Here is a 19,071-nt window from a genome sequence, read left to right as displayed (position 1 = left end):
TGGGGCGTGCCCGGTGGCACGCTCGGCCGCGTGATCCATCTCTACCTGCACGCTCGTGCGCTCCCGGGCGCGCGGCCCGCGGTCGAGTCGTTCCTCGCCGAGGCGCGCGCCGTCTACGAGGAGCCCGACGGCGTCGCCGTGCGGCTGCAGTGGTCGACCACCGACCCGGACGCCTTCGTCGAGATCATGGAGTACGCCGACGAGGCGACCTGGCGTCGTGACCAGGAACGCGTCGAGCACGATCCGCGCATGCGCGCCCTGATCGAGCGGTGGCACGGCCTGCTCGCCTCCGGTCCGGTCGTGTCGACCTACGAGGACGTGCCGATCACCGTGCCGTGACCTGCTCCCGGCGGCGCGCCGTCGACGACGCGACCGCCTCGTCGACGCCCGCGCGGACCGCCAGCCGCCACGCGTCGAGCTCGCCCGGCCGGACCGGCGCCGGCGTCGGTGCGTACCGCGCCTGCTCGACGGCCGTCGCGAGGTGCTCGAGCGCGGCGAGCGGCGCCCCCGCCAGCGGGACCCCGGTGCGCTCCTCGAGCGTGGTGCGCACCCGTCGCACCGCGGCGCGAGGACTGTCGGAGTCGGACCAGCGCAGGTCGGCGCGCGCCAGCTCGCGCCGCAGGAGCGTCCACGCGTGCTCCGGGGAGGCCGCGGACGCGCGCCGCCGCCGGGCGACGAGCACGAGGGCGCCCGCGCCCAGCAGCAGGACGGTGCCCACGGCGGTGCCCACCGCGACCGGCACCCACGGGGTGCTCGCGTCGTCCACGGACGACGGCGGGGTCGACGGTTGCGCGGTCGGGGCCGCGGACGGGGCTGCGCCGGGCTCGACGGCGTCGAGGTCGTCCTCCGGGACCTGGTCGGTCGCCGTCGTCGCCGCGAACGGGTCCGCCCAGACGGGTGGCGGGCCGGTCTGCGACGCCGGCGTCGGCTCGAACCGCACCCATCCCTGACCGTCGAAGTACAGCTCGGGCCACGCGTGCGCGAGCCGGCCCGTGACGACGTACTCGCCGTCCCGGTTCCGCTCGCCGGGCAGGAACCCCACGCCGACGCGGGACGGGATGTCGAGCGTGCGAGCCATGATCGCCATCGCGGTCGCGAACTGCACGCAGTACCCGCGCCGGTCCTCCAGGAAGTCCCACACGGCGTCGGACGACCGTGCGGGGGGCACGCGCGTGTCGTACGTGAAGTTGGCGATCGAGCGCAACCAGGTCTGCAGCGCGAGCGCCTGCTCGTACGGGCCCTGCGCGTCGGCCGTCAGCTCGGCGGCGAGCGCCGCGATGTCGTCCCGGTGCTGCGTCGCGGGCACCGCGGTGTACAGCTCCGCGTCCTCGGGCACCCCGACCTCGGCCCCGCGGAGGTCGGCCGCGCTGAGCGACGGCACCTGCACCTGCATCGCGTAGGTGAGGCCCTCGCGCGTCGCGCGCTCGCCGACGACCTCGTCGCGCTGCTGGTCGTACGCCCACGCTCCCTCGACCGTCAGCGTGCGGGCGAACGTGCTCAGCGGCAGCCGCCGCTCCCGCAGCGCGCCGACCGAGACGTCCACCTGCGCGAGCGTGCCGGCCTCGGGCGACGGCGGCACGCCGCGCAGGGCGGGGTCGGAGGACAGCAGCAGCGCGGGGTCCCAGTCGGTGAGACGGTCCGAGTCCGTGCGCTCCCAGAGCCGGCCGTCGAACGTCGCGAGGGTGAAGGCCCGGAGCGGGCCCACGAGGCGCGCGTCGACGGCGGGCGCCGCCGCTGCGTCGTCGCCGGCGTCCTCGGGGACGGGCGGCCCGGTGGCGTCGTCGTCCGCGTCCTCGGGGCCCGGCGCCCCGGCGGCGTCGTCGTCCGCGCCGGGGTCGTCCGCCGCCGCGTCGGGCCCGGCGGTGGGGTCGACGACCCGGTACGTCAGCACGACCTGCCCCGAGCGCTGGCCGAGGCTGTCACGCAGGTCGAGGTCGTCGCTGAGCTCGAGCGGCCCGACCGCTCCCGACCCGAACGTCGGCAGCGAGACGCTCGCCCAGCCGGGCGCGTCCATCAGCGGCGGGCCGGCCACGACGGTCAACCCGGCCAGGGCCGCCGCCGTCACGGCGGCGACGACCGCGCGGGGCGCGCGCCCGGCGTGCACGTGCAGGGGTGCGGCGCCGTAGGCGAGCAGCGCGAGGTAGGCGGTGGCGGTCCAGAAGACGGCCGTGGCGCCTGCGGGGAAGCCGAGCACGACGGCGGGCACCCAGAGCGCGAGCAGCGGGGCGCCGGCCAGCGCCGGCACCCGGAGCGCGAGCACCGCCGCGTCGACGAGCAGGAGCACGGCGACCGCGCCGACGACGACGAGCATCTCGCCCGGACGCACGTCCGGCATCGGCACGAAGGAGTCGTTCACGACCGCCACGCCCTGCTGCGCGGTCGCCCACGCACGGCGCAGCGCGTCGAGGTCGGGCAGGAACTGCGGTCGTCCCGGTGGTGCGCCGTAGCGCAGGACGAGCCCCACGACCGCGACCGCGGCACCGGCGGCGGTCGGCACCCACCACCGGCGGGTGAGCGCCCGGGTCAGCGCGGTCGTCGCGCCGACGACGAGCACCGCGGCCCCGGCGACGACGAGCCACCGCGTCCCCACGATGAGCCCCGACAGCGCGAGCAGCGCTGCCCAGGTCGCGAGGACGCCCAGCGCGGCGCCGAGCCACGCGCGCGCGCCCTGCTCGGGGGTCGGCGTCATCGTGCGCCCCCCAGCAGCTCGAGCCAGCAGGTCTGCAGGTCCGTGCCCGTGGTGACCTGCACGGCGCGCCATCCCGCTCGGCGCAGCGCCAGCACCGTGGCGTGCGCGTCGCGTGCGTCGCCGGAGGTCCGGCCGTCCTCGCGGACGACCGCCCACGCCTGCGCGGCGTCACCGAGGTGCGCGAGGCCGGCCCGAGCCCCCGGGGTCAACGGTCCGAGGGCCGCGAGCACGATCTCGCCGCCCGTCTGGCTGGTGCCCAGGACGCGGACCGCGTCGACGAGCGCGGCCTCACCCTCGGGCGCCGACCGGGCCGGCTCGAGGTCGATCGTCAGGTCGAGCAGCGCCGCGCGCGACTCCGGGCCGCTGCGGGCGTGGACGAACGGCGACGCGCCCGACCCCCCGCCCGGTGCGACGCCGGCACCCGCCAGGCGCACGGGGTGCCCGGCGTCGAGCATCGCGAGCGCCATCGACGCGGTCAGCGAGATCGTCCACTCGGCCGCGCTCGCGCGCACGGGCAGGTCGAGCAGCACGGTCACCGGGCGCAGCCCGGCACGCTCGTCCGAGCGCACCAGCAGCGAGCCGCGGCGTGCGCTCGAGCGCCAGTGCACGCGGCGCAGGTCGTCGCCCTCGCGGTAGTCGCGCAGGTGGGCGTCGTCGGTCGACGGGGTGCGCGCACCGAGCGCGACGCGGTCGGGCTCGCCCACCAGGACGTCGGAGGGGGCGGGGAGGGCCGCGACGGCGGGCCACACGGCCACCTGGGTCTCGTCGCCGAGGGTCGCGCGCGAGCGCACGACGCCGAAGGTGTCGACGCGCGTCACGACCAGCGGCCCCAGCGGCCAACGACCCCGCCGGCCGGCGCGCACGGTGTAGCGGACGCTGGCCGTCTCCGGCCGGCGCACGACGCGCGCGCGCAGGGCCCGACCGCCCGAGAGCTCGACCGCCGCCTGCTCCGAGAACCGCAGACCCGCGAGGCGTGCGCGGCCCGCGCGGTCGGTGGCGCGGACCTCGACCTCCACCTGGGACTCCTCACCCGCGTGCACCGGGTCCGGCAGCACGGACCGCCGGACGGCGAGTCCCCGTCGTCCGCGGGCCGCGTCGACCGCGACCGCGACCGCGAGCGCGACCACGGGCAGGGCCAGCAGCAGGACGCCGATCCGGACGAGGTCGAGCGAGCCGAGGCCGATCCCGACCTGCAGCGCGACGAGACCCGCCGCGGCGAGCGCCCAGCCCCGGGCGGTCGGACGCTGACGCATCAGCCCGCGGTCTGCCGGGCGGGTGCGGCGGTCGTGGCGACCGGCAGCGGCGTGCGGGCGACGACGGCGGCGACCACGTCCTGCGTCGTGCGTCCGGACAGCCGCGCCTCGGTGCTCGGGAGCAGGCGGTGCGCGAGCACCGCGACCGCGAGCTCCTGCACGTCGTCGGGCAGCACGTGGTCGCGTCCCGCCATCGCGGCGAGCGACTTCGACGCCCGCAGCAGCTGGATCGCGGCGCGCGGCGACGCGCCGAGCCGCAGGCCCGGGTCCTCGCGCGTCGCGGTCACGAGGTCGACCACGTAGCGCTTGACGGCGGGTGCCGCGTAGAGCCGGCGCGCGACGTCGACGCAGCGCTGGACCTCGGCCGCGTCGGTGACGGGTCGCAGCCGCGCGAGCGGGTCCGCGGTCTCCTGCGCGTCGAGCATGTCGAGCTCCGCCTCGACGCTCGGGTAGCCGACGGTGAGTCGTGCCATGAACCGGTCGCGCTGCGCCTCGGGGAGCGGGTACGTGCCCTCCATCTCGACCGGGTTCTGCGTCGCGACGACGAGGAACGGGCGGGGCAGGGGGTAGGAGCGGCCGTCGACCGTGGCCTGCGCCTCCTGCATGCACTCGAGCAGCGCGGACTGCGTCTTCGGCGACGCGCGGTTGATCTCGTCCCCGATGACCACGTGCGCGAAGACGGGCCCGGGCCGGAACTCGAACTCGTGGGTCTGCGCCCGGAAGATGTTGACGCCCGTGAGGTCGCTCGGCAGCAGGTCCGGCGTGAACTGGATCCGCCCCACCGAGGCGTCGATGCTGCGCGCGATCGCCTTGGCGAGCGTCGTCTTGCCGACGCCGGGCACGTCCTCGAGCAGCAGGTGGCCCTCGGCCAGCAGGACGGCGAGCGACGTGCGCACGAGCTCGGGACGGCCGGTCACGACGGACTCGACGTTCGCGCGCAGGCGGGTGGTGACGGCGACGAGCGCGGCGAGCTCGTCCGGGGTCGGCGGTGTCGACATGTGTACGGCTCCCTCGGCGGACTGGGACGAGCGTACGCATGGCGCGCGCGCCGCGGGTGGCCTTCGTCGCCCGGGGTCGTCCGTCCGTGGTCGCCCGCGTCGTGCGCGGCCGTGCGGCCCGCGTCCCTCCACATCGCCCCACCCGGGTGCCGCGCCGGGGCCGCAGGGGGGCGCCGGTGGCGTCCGAGCGCCCGTGGCGGGGTCGTATTGCCGGGGTTGGCCCCGGTTCGTCCGGCGTCCCGACCGCGCGCGACGCACCGCGGCGCCACCGGGCGCGTCCGGGCCCTCCACTTCGCTCCACGTGTCTGACCTGCGTGAACGCGGATCGAACGGGTGAACTTCCCGCATTCAAAAGATGCGGGTGGAGGGAAGTGGAGTACCGTGGAGGCACGTGGTGAGGGCTGGGGGAAGCTGGTCCGCACCGCTGCGGAGCGAGGGTCGGTGAGGCCCTCGCGCCGGGGTGGTCGACCGGTCGGGGCGCACGGGAGGGGAGTGAGGTGTCGTATGAGTCGTCCGGCGCCTTCGGCTCCTTCGCGCCCTTCCTCGGGACGTACACGCCGCGCCTGGACGACAAGGGGCGGCTCATCCTCCCGGCGAAGTTCCGGCCCCAGCTCGCCGGTGGGCTCGTGATGACGCGCGGGCAGGAGCGCTGCCTCTTCGTGCTCCCGATGGACGAGTTCCGTCGGATGCACGACCAGCTGCGCACCGCGCCCGTCACGAGCAAGCAGGCCCGCGACTACTTGCGCGTCTTCCTGTCCGGTGCGAGCGACGAGCAGCCCGACAAGCAGGGGCGCATCTCGATCCCGCCGATGCTCCGGACCTACGCCGGGCTCGACCGGGACGTGGCCGTGATCGGCACCGGCACCCGCGTCGAGATCTGGGACCTCCAGGCCTGGGAGACGTACCTGGCGGAGCAGGAGGCCGGGTACGCCGACACCACCGAGGAGGTCTTCCCGAACGGCCCCTTCTGACGAGCAGCACCCGCCCGAGACCGCCCGACGACCGCTCCGCCCGACGAGACCTCCTCCCGTCCGCTCTGACGCCACTTCCCCGGCGCCAGAGGGTCGGTGGGGGATCTGGCCGGACGGAGGAGGGACCGTCCGGCCATCCACGGGCACGACCGGCACCACCACACCGAGCACCGCACGCACCGCGACCCGCACGAGCGGACGGCCGCGGCGAGACCAGCAGGGGAGGGCAGATGGACGAGCAGCACGACGCCGCGACCCGGCACACGCCGGTGCTCCTGCAGCGGTGCCTCGACCTGCTCGCGCCCGCGCTCGCCGCCCCCGGTGCCGTGATGGTCGACTCGACGCTCGGCATGGGCGGGCACACCGAAGGCGTGCTGCGCGCGTTCGACCACGTGCGCGTCGTCGGGATCGACCGCGACCCGCAGGCGCTCGCGCTGGCCTCGGCGCGGCTCGCGCCGTTCGGTGACCGGTTCACGGGCGTGCACGCCGTGTACGACGAGATCCGCGACGTCCTCGACGACCTCGGCATCCCGGCGGTCCAGGGCGTCCTCATGGACCTGGGTGTGTCGTCGCTGCAGCTCGACGAGGTCGAGCGCGGCTTCGCGTACGCGCACGACGCACCGCTCGACATGCGCATGGACCCGACCACCGGCCCGACCGCGGCCGACGTCCTCAACACCTACGACGAGCGGGCGATCGCCCGGGTGCTGCGCGAGTACGGCGAGGAGCGCTTCGCCGCGCGGATCGCGCGCGGCGTCGTGCGGCGTCGCGAGCAGCGGCCGCTCACGCGGACCTCGGAGCTGGTCGACGTCGTCCGCGCGGGCGTGCCGGCGGCCACCCGGCGCACGGGCGGCCACCCCGCCAAGCGCACGTTCCAGGCGCTGCGTATCGAGGTCAACGGCGAGCTGGCGGCCCTCGAGCGCGCGCTGCCCGCGTCGGTCGAGGCGCTCGCGGTCGGCGGGCGGATCGTCGTCGAGTCGTACCAGTCGCTCGAGGACCGCCTCGTCAAGCGCACGCTCGCCGCGGGTGCGACGTCGAGCGCACCGCCCGACCTCCCCGTCGAGCCCGCGACGCACGCGCCCTACCTGCGGCTCCTCACCCGGGGCGCCGAGGAGGCCGACCTCGACGAGCTCGCGCGCAACCCGCGCGCGCAGTCCGTCCGCCTGCGAGCCGCCGAGCGGCTGCGTCCCACCCCCGACCACCTGCGCACCCCGAGGAGAGCCGCATGAGCGCCCTGCCCCTGGCCGCCGCCCGCACCGGTTCCGCGCGGGCCTACCCGCAGCCGGCACGCCCGGCCCCGGCGCCCCGCCCGCGGCTGCGCGTCGTCCGCGCGCCCGCGCAGTCCCGGTCCCGCGTGCCGTTCGTGCTCGCCTGCATGGCCGTGCTGGGCGGTGCGCTGCTCGCCGCCCTGCTGCTCAACACGCAGGTCGCGTCGCTCGCGTTCGAGCGGTACGAGCTGTCCAACGAGCTCGGGCGGCTGCGGCAGGACCGCATGGATCTCGTCGCGCAGCTCGACGCGAAGTCGTCGCCGACGCAGCTCGCCGAGGCGGCGCGCGCGCTCGGCATGGTGGAGGCCAACGGCACGGGGTGGCTGCGGCTCGCGGACGGCAGCGTCCAGGGAGCCCCCGCCCCCGCGGCCGGATGAGCGCCCAGGCGCCCGGCGGCGCGTCGCGGGTGCGTCGCGCGCCGCACGCGCGCTCGGGGGCAGCCGCCCCGCGCGCCGCAGCGGATCGTCGCGCGTCGCGTGGCACCGTGGGCCGCGTGAGCGAGCGCACGGGCACCGTCCCGCGTCGTCGGCCCGGCACGGGCGGCCCGACGCGTGACCGCGTCGCCGCGCGCCCGGTGACGGGCGCCGTCCGCGCGGGCGGACGCCTGCCCGCGGGCGACGCCGCGCCGCGCACCGTCGTGGCGTCGCGCGGGCGCATGGTCGCGCTGGTGGTCACGCTCGCGCTCGTGCTGTCGGTGTTCGTCGGCCGGCTGGTCTACGTGCAGGGCGTCGCCGGTCCCGAGATCGCGGCGCAGGCGCGCGCGGCGCGCATGACGCAGGTCTCCACGCTGGGCGCGCGCGGCGAGATCACGGACGCCGACGGCGTCGTGCTCGCGTCGTCCGTCGAGCGGTACCGCGTCGTCGTCAACCAGAACCAGGTCGCGGCGTACAAGGGGCGCGGGTCGGCCGACGCGCTGAGCGGGGCCGCGGGCGTCGCGTCGCAGCTCGCGCCGCTGCTCGGCACGAGCCCGGCCGAGCTCGGCGGGCGGCTCGTGGGGGACCGCGGCTACGTCGTCGTCGCCAAGGACGTGCTCCCCGAGGTCGCACGCGAGATCCGGGCCCTGCGGCTCGACGGCATCGTGGTCGAGCGCGTCGCGGACCGCGTGTACCCGAAGGGCGCGGTGGGCGGCAACATCGTCGGCTTCGTCAACTCCGAGGGCGTCGGGCTGCAGGGGCTCGAGTACGCGCTGGACGGCGAGCTGCAGGGCACCGCCGGCCAGGAGAGCTACGAGCGCGGGCGCGGCGGGCAGCCCCTGCCCGGCGGTGCCGGCGAGCAGACCCCCGCGCGCGACGGCCGGTCGGTGCGGCTCACGCTCGACCTCGACCTGCAGTGGAAGGCCGAGGAGGCGCTGCGCAACCAGGTCGCGGCGACCGGTGCCGAGACCGGGACCGTCGTCGTGATGACGAAGGACGGGCGCGTGCTCGCGCTCGCCGACTCCACGGCGTTCGACCCGAACGCACCGGGCGACGCCGCGGCTGACGCGCTGTCACGCAGCGTGTCCGACGCGTTCGAGCCCGGCTCCACGAGCAAGGTCGTGACCATGGCGGCGGCGCTCGAGGAGGGCGTCGTGCAGCCGACCGAGCGGTTCCAGGTCGCGGACCGGTGGCAGACCCCCCAGGGCGAGACGATCAAGGACTCGCACGACCACCCCGTGCTCAAGCTCACGGCCACGGGGATCTTCGCGGAGTCCTCCAACGTCGGCACGGTCGAGTTCGGCCAGCGGCTCACGAAGCAGCAGCGGTACGACTACATGGCCAAGTTCGGGTTCGGGCAGCGCACCGGGATCGAGATGCCCGGCGAGACGCCGGGCAGCCTGCGCACGCCCGACAAGTGGCAGGGCCGCGACGAGTACGCCGTCATGTTCGGGCAGGCCGTGTCGGTCAACGCCCTGCAGGCCGCGAGCGTCTTCGCGACGATCGCCAACGGTGGCGTGCGCGTGGCGCCGCACATGGTCGCGGGGTACACCGACGCCGACGGCACCTACGTCGCGAAGGACGCCCCCGAGGCCACGCGCGTCGTCTCCGAGCAGACCGCCGCGAGCGTGCTGTCGATGATGGAGAGCGTCGTCGACGACGGCACGGGCACCAACGCGGCCATCCCGGGCTACCGCGTCGCCGGCAAGACCGGCACCGCGCAGCGCTTCAACCCGAGCGGCTACACGTCGTCGTTCATCGGGGTCGCCCCGGCCGACGACCCGCAGATCGTGACGGCGGTCATCCTGCACAACCCCCGCACGTCGACGTACGGCGGCACGGTCGCCGCGCCCGTGTTCGCGGACGTCACGGGATACGCGCTGCAGCAGCTGGGGATCGCGCCCTCGGGGGCCGCTCCGACGCTGTACCCGGCGACGTGGGAGTGACCGACCGGGGTAGATTCCTCCCCATGACGTCCCCCCTGGGCCGGCTGCGCCCTGAGCACCCGCCGGCCCGCAGGGTCGACGACCTCGTCGCGGCGTTCGCGCTGCGGACCACCGGCCCCGACGCCGCCGGGACCACCTTCACGGGTGTGTCCATGGCGAGCGGCGACGTGGCGCCGGGCGACCTCTTCGTCGCGGTGCCGGGCCTGAAGGTCCACGGCGCACGGTTCGCGGCCGACGCGGTCGCGCGCGGGGCCGTGGCCGTGCTGACCGACGACGAGGGCGCCGCGCTCGTGCCCGCCGGCACGCCGGTGCTCCTCGCCGACGACCCCCGGCTGCTGGCCGGGCCGGTGGCCGCGTGGGCGCTGGGCGACCCCGGCGAGCGCCTCGTGACCGTCGGCGTCACCGGCACGAACGGCAAGACCACGACGACGTACTTCGTCGACGCCGCGCTGCGGGCCGTGCACGAGCGCACCGCCGTGCTGGGCACGGTCGAGCTGCGGATCGGCGACGACGCGGTCGAGAGCCCGCGCACGACCGTCGAGGCGCCCGTCCTGCAGTCGCTGCTCGCGCTCGCGCGCGAACGCGGCGCGACGGCGCTGACGACCGAGGTCTCGTCGCACGCGCTCGCCCTGGGGCGCGTGCTCGGCACGCGGTTCGACGTCGTGGGCTTCACGAACCTGCAGCGCGACCACCTCGACTTCCACGGCGACATGGAGGGGTATTTCCGCGCGAAGTCGCGGCTGTTCTCGCCCGAGCAGGCGCGCCGCGGCGTCGTCGTCGTGGACGACGTGTGGGGCCAGCGTCTCGCCGAGGAGGCGCCGATCCCGGTCGAGAGCGTCGCGACGCGCGCGGGCAGCCCGGTGTGCGCGGGTGCCGACTGGGTCGTGGTCGACGCCGACGTGGGCCTCGACGGCGTGGGCTCGCGGTTCTCGCTGCGCGGGCCCGACGGCCGCGTGCACGAGGCGCACAGCCCGCTGCCGGGTCTCGTCAACGTGTCGAACGCCGCCCTGGCCGTCGTGCTCGCGCACGCCGCGGGCGTGCCGCTGGGCGCCGCGATCGACGCGGTCGGGCGCGCGCACGCGATCCCGGGACGCATGGAGCGCGTCGTCGAGCGCGGCGACGGCTGGCCGCTGTGCCTCGTCGACTACGCGCACACGCCCGACGCGCTCACGCTCGCGCTCGAGGCGGTGCGCCCGATCACGCCGGGCCGGCTCGTGCTGGTCTACGGGTCCGACGGCGACCGCGACCGCGGCAAGCGCCCGATCATGGGGCAGGTCGGCGCGCGGCTGGCCGACGTGCTCGTGGTCACCGACGAGAACCCGCGCTCGGAGGACCCCGCGTCCATCCGGGCCGCCATCCTCGAGGGCGTGCGCGACGTGCGCCCCGACCTGGCCGACGTGCACGAGGCGACCAGCCGCGCGCAGGCCATCCGCGACGCCCTTCGTCTGGCTGGTCCGGACGACACCGTGATCGTCACGGGCAAGGGCCACGAGCCGACCCAGGAGATCGCCGGGGTGTTCCACCGCTACAACGACCGTGACGTGTTCCTCGCCGCCCGCGCCGAGCGCCGGGAGCAGCACGCGTGATCGCCCTCACCGCCGCGGAGATCGCGGCCGCGACCGGCGGCACGCTCGCCGGCGTCCCCGCGCACCAGGTCGTCACCGGCCCGGTCGTCGTCGACTCGCGCGAGGCGCTGACCGGCGGCCTGTTCGTCGCGCTGCCCGGCGAGCACGTCGACGGGCACGACTACGCGCCCGCGGCCGTCGAGGCCGGCGCCGCGCTGGTGCTCGCCTCGCGCGCCCTCGACGGCGTCCCGTGCGTCGTGGTGCCCGACGTCGAGCGCGCGCTGGGCGACCTGGCCCGCGACGTGCTGGTGCGCCTGCGCGAGGCCGCGGCGGCCCCCGGCGGCAGCGGCCTGCGCGTGCTGGGCGTCACCGGATCGGTCGGCAAGACCACGACCAAGGACCTGCTCGCGCAGCTGTGCGGCGCGGCGGGCCCCACGGTCGCGCCCGTGCGGTCGTTCAACAACGAGATCGGGCTGCCGCTCACGGTGCTGCGCGCCGACGAGGCCACGCGGTTCCTCGTGCTGGAGATGGGCGCGAGCGGCCCCGGCCACCTCACGTACCTCACCGACGTCGCACCCCCCGACGTCGCCGCTGTCCTGCTGGTGGGCCACGCCCACCTGGGCGGCTTCGGCGGCACGGTCGAGGACGTCGCGCGCGCCAAGGCGGAGATCGTCGCGGGGCTCGTGCCCGACGGCACGGCCGTGCTCAACGCCGACGACCACCGCGTGCGCGCGATGGCCGCGCAGGCCCCCGGCCCGGTCGTGCTGTTCGGCGTCGCGCCCGACGCGCAGGTGCGCGCGGCGGACGTGCGTCTCGACGGGCTCGGTCGCGCGTCGTTCACGCTCGTGCACGCCGTGGACGGCGCGACCCACGAGCGTCGCGTGGAGCTGCGGCTCGTGGGGGAGCACCACGTGCACAACGCGCTCGCTGCCGCGGCGTGCGCGCTCGCGGTCGGTCTCGACCTGGACGACGTCGTCGCGGGCCTGTCCGCGGCCGACGCGCTGTCGCCGCACCGCATGCACGTCGTGGACCGCCCCGACGGCGTGACCGTGGTCGACGACTCGTACAACGCCAACCCGGACTCGATGCGCGCCGCGCTCAAGGCGCTCGCGGTCATCGCCGGGCGTGAGCGTCGCTCGGTCGCGGTGCTCGGCGAGATGCTCGAGCTGGGCGACGAGCACCGCACGGCGCACGACGCGATCGGACGGCTCGTGGTGCGCCTCAACATCGGGCTCACGGTCGTCGTCGGCGAGGGCGCGCGTGCGATCCGCGACGGGGCCAACCACGAGGGGTCGTGGGGCGACGAGGTCGTGCTGGCCGACGACGTCGACGCCGCGGCCGCGTTCCTCGCGGACGAGCTCCGCGCGGGCGACGTCGTGCTCGTGAAGTCGTCGTACGGCGCCGGCCTGTGGCGCCTCGGCGACGTGCTGACGGGGGCCGACGCATGAGGGCCGTCCTGATCTCGGGCGGCATCTCGATGCTGCTCGCGCTGCTCGGCACGCCGCTGTTCATCCGGTTCCTGGTCCGTCGTCAGTACGGTCAGTTCATCCGGCAGGACGGGCCGACCGCGCACTTCACCAAGCGTGGCACGCCCACGATGGGCGGCGTCGTCATCATCGGCGCGACGCTCGTCGGCTGGGCGCTCGGCCTGCTGCTGACGGGGACCCGTCCGAGCGCGTCCGCGCTGCTCGCGCTGTTCCTCATGACCGGGCTGGGGGTCGTCGGCTTCCTCGACGACTTCATCAAGATCTCCCGGCAACGGTCCCTCGGGCTGTCGCCGCTGTGGAAGATCGTGGGCCAGGGCGTCGTGGGCGTCGTGTTCTCGGTGCTCGCGCTGCAGTTCCCCAACGGGCAGTTCCGCACGCCCGCGTCGACGCGCATCTCGTTCATCCGTGACACGAACCTCGACCTCGCGTTCGCGGGCGTCACGGTCGGCCTCGTGCTGTTCGTGGTCTGGGCCAACTTCCTCATCACCGCGTGGTCGAACGCGGTGAACCTCACCGACGGCCTCGACGGCCTCGCGACGGGCGTGTCGCTCATCGTGTTCGGCGCGTACGTCCTGGTCGGGGTGTGGCAGTTCAACCAGAGCTGCCAGGCGATCCTGTCCGCAGGGCCACGGTGCTACGAGACGCGCGACCCGCTGGACCTCGCGGTGGTCGCCGCAGCCATCACGGGAGCGCTGTTCGGCTTCCTGTGGTGGAACGCCAGCCCCGCGAAGATCTTCATGGGCGACACCGGCTCGCTCGCGCTGGGCGGTGCGCTCGCGGCTCTCACGATCCTCACGCGCACCGAGATCCTCGGCGCGATCATCGGCGGGCTCTTCGTGCTCATCGTGCTGTCGGACGTCATCCAGATCGGCTTCTTCAAGATGACCGGCAGACGGGTGTTCAAGATGGCGCCGCTGCACCACCACTTCGAGCTGTCGGGGTGGGGCGAGGTGACGATCGTCATCCGGTTCTGGATCATCGCCGGGCTGTTCGTGGCGCTCGGCGTCGGGATCTTCTACGCGGAGTGGGTGGCGCAGTAGGTGGACGCACGTTTCGACGGTCGCACCGTGCTGGTCGCGGGCCTCGGGGTCTCGGGGCGCGCAGCGGCGCAGGTGCTGGCCGACCGCGGCGCCCGCGTCGTGACGTACGACGACCGCGCGCCGGAGGCGGACGCGCACGACGTCGCGGTCCTGGTCGCCGACGGTCTCGCCGGCGCGGACCTCGTCGTCGCGTCGCCGGGCCTGCCGCCGCACCACGCGCTGCTGGTCGCGGCGCGCGAGCGCGACGTGCCCGTCTGGAGCGAGGTCGAGCTCGCGTGGCACGTCCGCGTGCCGCGCGACGGCGGCGACGGCCCCGCGCCGTGGCTCGCCGTCACGGGGACGAACGGCAAGACGACGACCGTCGGGATGCTCGAGTCGATCCTGCGCGCCGCCGGTCGGCGCACGCTCGCGGTGGGCAACGTCGGCACGCCGGTCGTGCTCGCGGCCGTCGACCCCGCGCTCGACGTGCTCGCGGTCGAGCTGTCGAGCTTCCAGCTGCACCACACGTCCTCGATGTCGGCGCAGGCCGCGGCGGTGCTGAACGTCGCCCCCGACCACCTCGACTGGCACGGGTCGCTCGAGGCGTACGCGGCGGACAAGGGTCGCATCTACGAGCACGCGCAGGTCGCGTGCGTCTACGACGCGAACCAGCCCGTGACCGAGCGGCTCGTGCGCGACGCGGACGTCGTCGACGGCTGCGTCGCCGTCGGTTTCACGCTCGGCACGCCCGCCGTGGGGCAGGTGGGGCTGGTCGACGACGTGCTCGTCGACCGGGGCTTCGCGCGGCTGCGGCACACGCACGCGGCCGAGCTCGGCACGCTCGCGGACCTGGCGCAGCTCGCCGGGCCGGGCGGCGTCGTGCCGCCGCACGTCGTGCGCAACGCCCTCGCGGCGGCCGCGCTCGCGCTCGCGCACGGCGTCGAGCCCGCGCACGTGCGGGACGGGCTGCGGGCGTTCGCGCCCGGGGCGCACCGCATCGTGACGGTCGGCCGCGTCGACGACGTCGCGTACGTCGACGACTCGAAGGCGACCAACGCGCACGCCGCGTCGGCCTCGCTCGCGGCCTTCGAGCCCGGGTCGGTCGTGTGGGTCGCGGGCGGCCTCGCCAAGGGCGCGGAGTTCGACGACCTCGTGCGCGAGCGGCGCGACCGGCTGCGCGGCGTCGTGCTCGTCGGCGTGGACCGTGCGCCGCTGCGCGACGCGCTCGCCCGACACGCGCCCGACGTCCCGGTCTTCGAGGTGGACGCCGGTGACACTGAACCGGTGATGGACCGCGCCGTGACCGCCGCGCGCCGGCTCGCCGCCGGTGCGCCGGAGGGCGTGCCCGTGACCGTGCTGCTGGCGCCGGCCTGCGCGTCGATGGACCAGTTCACCTCGTACGCCGCGCGCGGCGACGCGTTCGCCGCGGCCGTCCACCGCCTCGGGGGCGACGACGCCGGGCAGGAGCGGCGCGCGGACGGCGCGCCGTGACGCCCGGCCCCGACGCGCGCCCGCGCAGCGCACCGACCCGCGCGGTCACGCCGCCCGGCGGCACGCCCGAGGTGCGCGAGCCCGCGTTCCTCGGCACCTGGAACTCCGCCGTGACGAGCTACTACGTGCTGCTCGGGGCGACGCTGCTGCTCGTCGCGATCGGGCTGGTCATGGTGCTTTCGAGCTCGAGCGTCGAGTCGCTCGCGGCCGGGAAGTCGCCGTACGCGGTGTTCTTCAGCCAGGCGCAGTACGCGCTCATGGGGCTGCCCGTGCTCCTCGTGCTGTCGCGGGTGCCCGTGCGTCTCATGCGGGCGGCGGCGTGGCCGCTGCTGGGGTTCGCCGTGGTGTTCCAGCTGCTGGTGTTCACGCCGCTCGGGTGCGGTGCGGGCGGCAACCGCAACTGGGTGTGCGTGCCGGGCTTCACGGCGCAGCCCTCGGAGGCGGTCAAGCTCGCGCTCGTGGTGTGGCTCGCGGCGGTGCTCTCGCGCAAGCTGCGGCTGCTGCACGAGTGGCAGCACGCGCTGGTGCCCGCCGTCCCGGTGGCCGGCGTCGCGATCGGCGTGGTGCTCCTCGGGCACGACCTGGGCACCGCGATGGTGATGGTGCTGCTCGTGGCCGGGGCGATGTTCGTCGCGGGCGTGCCCCTGCGGATCTTCGCGGTCGCCGGCGCGGTGGCCGCGGCGGGCGTCGCGGCGCTCGCGATCGGCAGCGAGAACCGGATGGCGCGCATCATGTCGTGGCTGTCGGCGGACTGCGACGTGCAGAACGAGTGCTACCAGACGCTGCACGCGGGCTACGGCCTGGCGACGGGCGGCTGGAGCGGCGTCGGCCTCGGGCAGAGCGCCGAGAAGTGGTCCTACCTGCCGGCCGCCCACAACGACTTCATCTTCGCGATCCTCGGCGAGGAGCTCGGCATGGTCGGCACGCTGCTCGTGCTCGCGCTGTTCGCGCTGCTCGCGTTCGCGATGGTCCGCATCATGCGCCGTCACCCGGACCCCTTCGTGAAGATCGCCACCGCGGCCGCCTTCGCGTGGATCGTCGGGCAGGCGCTGGTCAACATCGCCGTCGTCATCGGACTGGCCCCCGTCATCGGGGTGCCGCTGCCGCTCGTCTCCGCCGGAGGTTCCGCACTCATCATGACCATGGCCGCCCTGGGCATGCTGCTCTCGTTCGCCCGTTCCGAGCCGGGCGCCGCCGAGGCGCTCGCCGCTCGACCCTCGGTCGTGCGGCGTTCGCTCGCGGTGATCGGGCGGACCCGTGGCTGACGCGCCGGGCGTCCTGCTCGCGGGCGGCGGCACCGCGGGGCACGTCAACCCGCTGCTCGCGGTCGCCGACGAGCTGCGCCGCCGGCACCCGCACGGGCGGATCGCGGTGCTCGGCACGGCCGAGGGCCTGGAGTCCCGGCTCGTGCCCGAGCACGGCTACGACCTGCACGTCGTGCCGCGCGTGCCGCTGCCGCGCCGTCCCACGCCCGACTGGCTGCGGCTGCCCGGGCGGCTGCGCGCCGCGGTGCGTGCCGCGCAGGACGCGATCGACGCGGTCGACGCGCACGTGGTCGTCGGGTTCGGCGGGTACGTCGCGACGCCCGCGTACCTCGCGGCGCGCCGGCGCGGGATCCCCGTCGTCGTGCAGGAGCAGAACGCCCGCGCGGGCCTCGCGAACCGGCTGGGTGCGCGGTGGGCGGCCGCGGTCGCCGTGACGTTCGAGGGCACCGCGCTCCCGGGTGCGCAGGTGACCGGCCTGCCGCTGCGCACCGCGGTGCAGGACCTGCTCGCGGCCCGCGCCGTCGACGCCGCCGCGACGCGCCGCGAGGGTGCCGCGGCGCTCGGGCTCGACCCCGAGCTGCCGACGCTGCTGGTCACCGGCGGCTCGCTGGGTGCGGTGAGCGTGAACCGTGCCGTGGCCGGTGCGGCCGCCGACCTGCTCGCGACGGGTGCGCAGGTGCTGCACCTGACGGGCCGCGGCAAGGCCGACGAGGTGCGCGCGGCGCTCGAGGGCGTGCCGGGCGCCGAGCGCTACCACGTGGTGGAGTACCTCACGGCCATGGACCGCGCGCTCGCGGTCGCGGACGTCGTCGTCGGCCGCGCGGGCGCCGGCACGGTCTGCGAGCTCGCCGCGCTCGGGATCCCGGCGGTCTACGTGCCCCTGCCGTTCGGCAACGGCGAGCAGCGGCTCAACGCGGCGGGCGTCGTCGCCGCGGGCGGCGGGGTCCTCGTGGACGACGCCGACCTCACGCCGGCGTGGGTCCGCGCCCACGTCCCGGTGCTGCTGGGCTCGGGGGACGCGGCGCAGACGCGCGCGCGCATGGGCGCGGCGGCCGCCGCGGTCGGCGTCCGCGACGCCGCCGCGCGCGTCGCGGACCTGGTCGACGCGCAGCTGCCCGCGCACCTGCGGGCCACGGCACCGGCGGCCGTCGGGCGCCGGGCGCACGTCCCCGCCGTCGCGGACCCGGGGGAGCGCGGGCCGGTGGCGCTGGCCGACCTCGGCCGTGTGCACCTCGTCGGCGTGGGCGGTGCGGGGATGTCGGCGGTCGCGCCGCTGCTCGCGGCGCGCGGCCTGCGGGTCAGCGGGTCCGACGCGCACGACGGCCCGGCGCTCGCGCCGCTGCGGGCCGCGGGCGTGACGGTGCACGTGGGGCACGACGCCGCGCACGTCGAGGACGTCGACACGCTCGTGGTCTCGTCGGCGGTGCGCGACACCAACCCCGAGGTCGCCCGGGCGCGCGAGCGCGGCGTCCCGGTGCTGCACCGGTCCGAGGCGCTGGCCGCGCTCATGGCGGACCGCGACGCGGTCGCCGTCGCGGGCGCGCACGGCAAGACGACGACGTCGGGCATGGTGGCCGCGGCGCTCGTGCACGCGGGCGCCGACCCGTCGTTCGCGATCGGCGGGGTCGTGCGCTCGACCGCGGGCACGCTCGGCGGTGCGCGGCACGGCGAGGGGCCGTTCGTCGCCGAGGCCGACGAGTCCGACGGCTCGTTCCTCGCCTACGAGCCGCTCGTCGCGGTCGTGACGAACGTCGAGCCCGACCACCTGGACCACTACGGCACGCAGGAACGCTTCGAGGCCGCGTTCGAGCGGTTCGCCGACCGCGTGCGCGACGGCGGGCTGCTCGTCGCGTGCGCGGACGACGCGGGGTCGGCGCGCCTCGTCGCGGCCGTGCGCGACCGGCTCGCGACGCGCGGTGTCGAGGTGCGCACGTACGGCACGGCCCCGGACGCGGACGTGCGCGTCGGCGAGAGCACGGCGACCGACGACGGCCGGTGGCGCGTCGAGCTGACGCCGCGCGACGAGCCGCCGGTGGTGCTGCACCTGCGCGTGGCCGGTGCGCACATGGCGCTCGACGCGGCCGCGGCCTGGTGCGCGTTGCGTCGGCTGGGCGTCCCGGGCGAGGAGGCCGCGGCCGGGCTCGGCGACTTCGTCGGGACGGGTCGCCGCTTCGAGGACCGCGGCAGCGCGGACGGCGTGCGCGTGGTCGACGACTACGCGCACCACCCGACCGAGGTCGCGGCGCTGCTGCGGACCGCGCGCCAGGTCGCGGGCGAGGGTCGCGTCGTGGTGCTGTTCCAGCCGCACCTGTTCTCCCGCACGCGCACGTTCGCGCGCGAGTTCGGCGCGGCGTTCGACCTCGCCGACGCGGTGGTCGTGACCGACGTGTACGCGGCGCGCGAGGACCCGGACCCCGAGGTGACGGGTGCGCTCGTCGTCGCGCACGTGCCGACGCCCGGCAAGGCCGTGTTCGTGCCGGGCCGCCAGGACGCCGCGCGGGCCGCGGCCGCGCTCGCGCGCCCCGGCGACCTGCTGCTGACGGTCGGGGCGGGTGACGTGACCGACCTGGGCCCGGTCGTGCTGGCGGAGCTGGCGGCCCGCGCCGAGGTCGCGGGCGCGGAGGCGACGCCGGCCGACGGTGGTGCCGCGGGTGGTGCCCGGCCGTGAGCCCGCAGCGCCCGCCGGCACCGCGACGCCCGGCGGCG

General features: G+C 76.2%; 14 protein-coding genes. 11 read left to right on the top strand and 3 right to left on the bottom strand.

Going from position 1 to position 19,071, the window contains the following annotated elements; genetic code table 11:
* Window positions 1-30: 30 nt before the first annotated feature.
* The gene (locus CS2_RS07875) at window positions 31-339 is read left to right on the top strand and encodes a putative quinol monooxygenase (protein WP_046530468.1); all 309 of its coding nucleotides are present in this window, start codon (window positions 31-33) and stop codon (window positions 337-339) included.
* Here CS2_RS07875 and CS2_RS07870 read toward each other — a convergent pair.
* The 3 genes from CS2_RS07870 to CS2_RS07860 are packed head-to-tail and all read right to left on the bottom strand — an operon-like array spanning window position 326 to window position 4,940.
* A complete protein-coding gene (locus CS2_RS07870) occupies window positions 326-2,689 on the bottom strand; it encodes a transglutaminase domain-containing protein (protein WP_070319552.1) in 2,364 nt (787 codons plus the stop codon). The two genes, CS2_RS07875 and CS2_RS07870, sit on opposite strands and share 14 nt — an antisense overlap.
* On the bottom strand, window positions 2,686-3,942 hold the full coding sequence (locus CS2_RS07865; protein WP_070319551.1) for a DUF58 domain-containing protein: 1,257 nt from the start codon (window positions 3,940-3,942) through the stop codon (window positions 2,686-2,688). Before CS2_RS07865 ends, CS2_RS07870 begins: the two co-directional genes overlap by 4 nt.
* A complete protein-coding gene (locus CS2_RS07860) occupies window positions 3,942-4,940 on the bottom strand; it encodes an AAA family ATPase (protein WP_046528176.1) in 999 nt (332 codons plus the stop codon). The genes CS2_RS07865 and CS2_RS07860 overlap by 1 nt, the downstream gene beginning before the upstream one ends.
* 497 nt (window positions 4,941-5,437) lie before the next feature.
* On the opposite strand from CS2_RS07860, the gene mraZ reads away from it, so the two are divergent.
* The 10 genes from mraZ (at window position 5,438) to murC (ending at window position 19,033) form a co-directional block, all read left to right on the top strand.
* Entirely contained in the window at window positions 5,438-5,911 is a 474-nt protein-coding gene (gene mraZ / locus CS2_RS07855; RefSeq protein ID WP_046528177.1) for a division/cell wall cluster transcriptional repressor MraZ, read from the top strand.
* Between the two features lie 230 nt (window positions 5,912-6,141).
* Window positions 6,142-7,140, top strand: a complete 999-nt coding sequence (gene rsmH / locus CS2_RS07850; protein WP_070319550.1) for a 16S rRNA (cytosine(1402)-N(4))-methyltransferase RsmH — start codon at window positions 6,142-6,144, stop codon at window positions 7,138-7,140.
* A complete protein-coding gene (gene ftsL, locus CS2_RS07845; RefSeq protein WP_070319549.1) occupies window positions 7,137-7,556 on the top strand; it encodes a cell division protein FtsL in 420 nt (139 codons plus the stop codon). The genes rsmH and ftsL overlap by 4 nt, the downstream gene beginning before the upstream one ends.
* A gap of 116 nt (window positions 7,557-7,672) precedes the next feature.
* Window positions 7,673-9,538, top strand: coding sequence for a peptidoglycan D,D-transpeptidase FtsI family protein (locus tag CS2_RS07840; protein ID WP_233421110.1), 1,866 nt, complete (start codon window positions 7,673-7,675; stop codon window positions 9,536-9,538).
* Between the two features lie 23 nt (window positions 9,539-9,561).
* On the top strand, window positions 9,562-11,124 hold the full coding sequence (locus tag CS2_RS07835) for a UDP-N-acetylmuramoyl-L-alanyl-D-glutamate--2,6-diaminopimelate ligase (protein ID WP_070319547.1): 1,563 nt from the start codon (window positions 9,562-9,564) through the stop codon (window positions 11,122-11,124).
* Window positions 11,121-12,551: a UDP-N-acetylmuramoyl-tripeptide--D-alanyl-D-alanine ligase gene (locus CS2_RS07830; protein WP_070319546.1), complete on the top strand. Its 1,431-nt coding sequence runs from the start codon at window positions 11,121-11,123 to the stop codon at window positions 12,549-12,551. The genes CS2_RS07835 and CS2_RS07830 overlap by 4 nt, the downstream gene beginning before the upstream one ends.
* Entirely contained in the window at window positions 12,548-13,630 is a 1,083-nt protein-coding gene (gene mraY, locus CS2_RS07825; protein ID WP_070319545.1) for a phospho-N-acetylmuramoyl-pentapeptide-transferase, read from the top strand. The genes CS2_RS07830 and mraY overlap by 4 nt, the downstream gene beginning before the upstream one ends.
* Window positions 13,631-15,100 (top strand): UDP-N-acetylmuramoyl-L-alanine--D-glutamate ligase, encoded by a 1,470-nt coding sequence (gene murD / locus CS2_RS07820; protein ID WP_070319544.1) that lies wholly within the window; start codon window positions 13,631-13,633, stop codon window positions 15,098-15,100.
* Entirely contained in the window at window positions 15,097-16,365 is a 1,269-nt protein-coding gene (gene ftsW / locus CS2_RS07815; RefSeq protein WP_082131333.1) for a putative lipid II flippase FtsW, read from the top strand. The genes murD and ftsW overlap by 4 nt, the downstream gene beginning before the upstream one ends.
* Window positions 16,358-19,033 carry a UDP-N-acetylmuramate--L-alanine ligase gene (gene murC, locus CS2_RS19720; protein ID WP_070319543.1) on the top strand — a complete coding sequence of 892 codons (2,676 nt, stop codon included), beginning with the start codon at window positions 16,358-16,360 and terminating at the stop codon, window positions 19,031-19,033. Before ftsW ends, murC begins: the two co-directional genes overlap by 8 nt.
* Window positions 19,034-19,071 lie beyond the last annotated feature (38 nt).

The sequence above is a fragment of the Cellulomonas iranensis NBRC 101100 = JCM 18110 genome, from assembly GCF_001552375.1.
GTDB classification, from domain to species: Bacteria; Actinomycetota; Actinomycetes; order Actinomycetales; family Cellulomonadaceae; genus Cellulomonas; species Cellulomonas iranensis.
The sequence above is the reverse complement of the archived record's forward strand: the minus strand, read 5'-3'. Positions and strand labels throughout refer to the sequence as shown.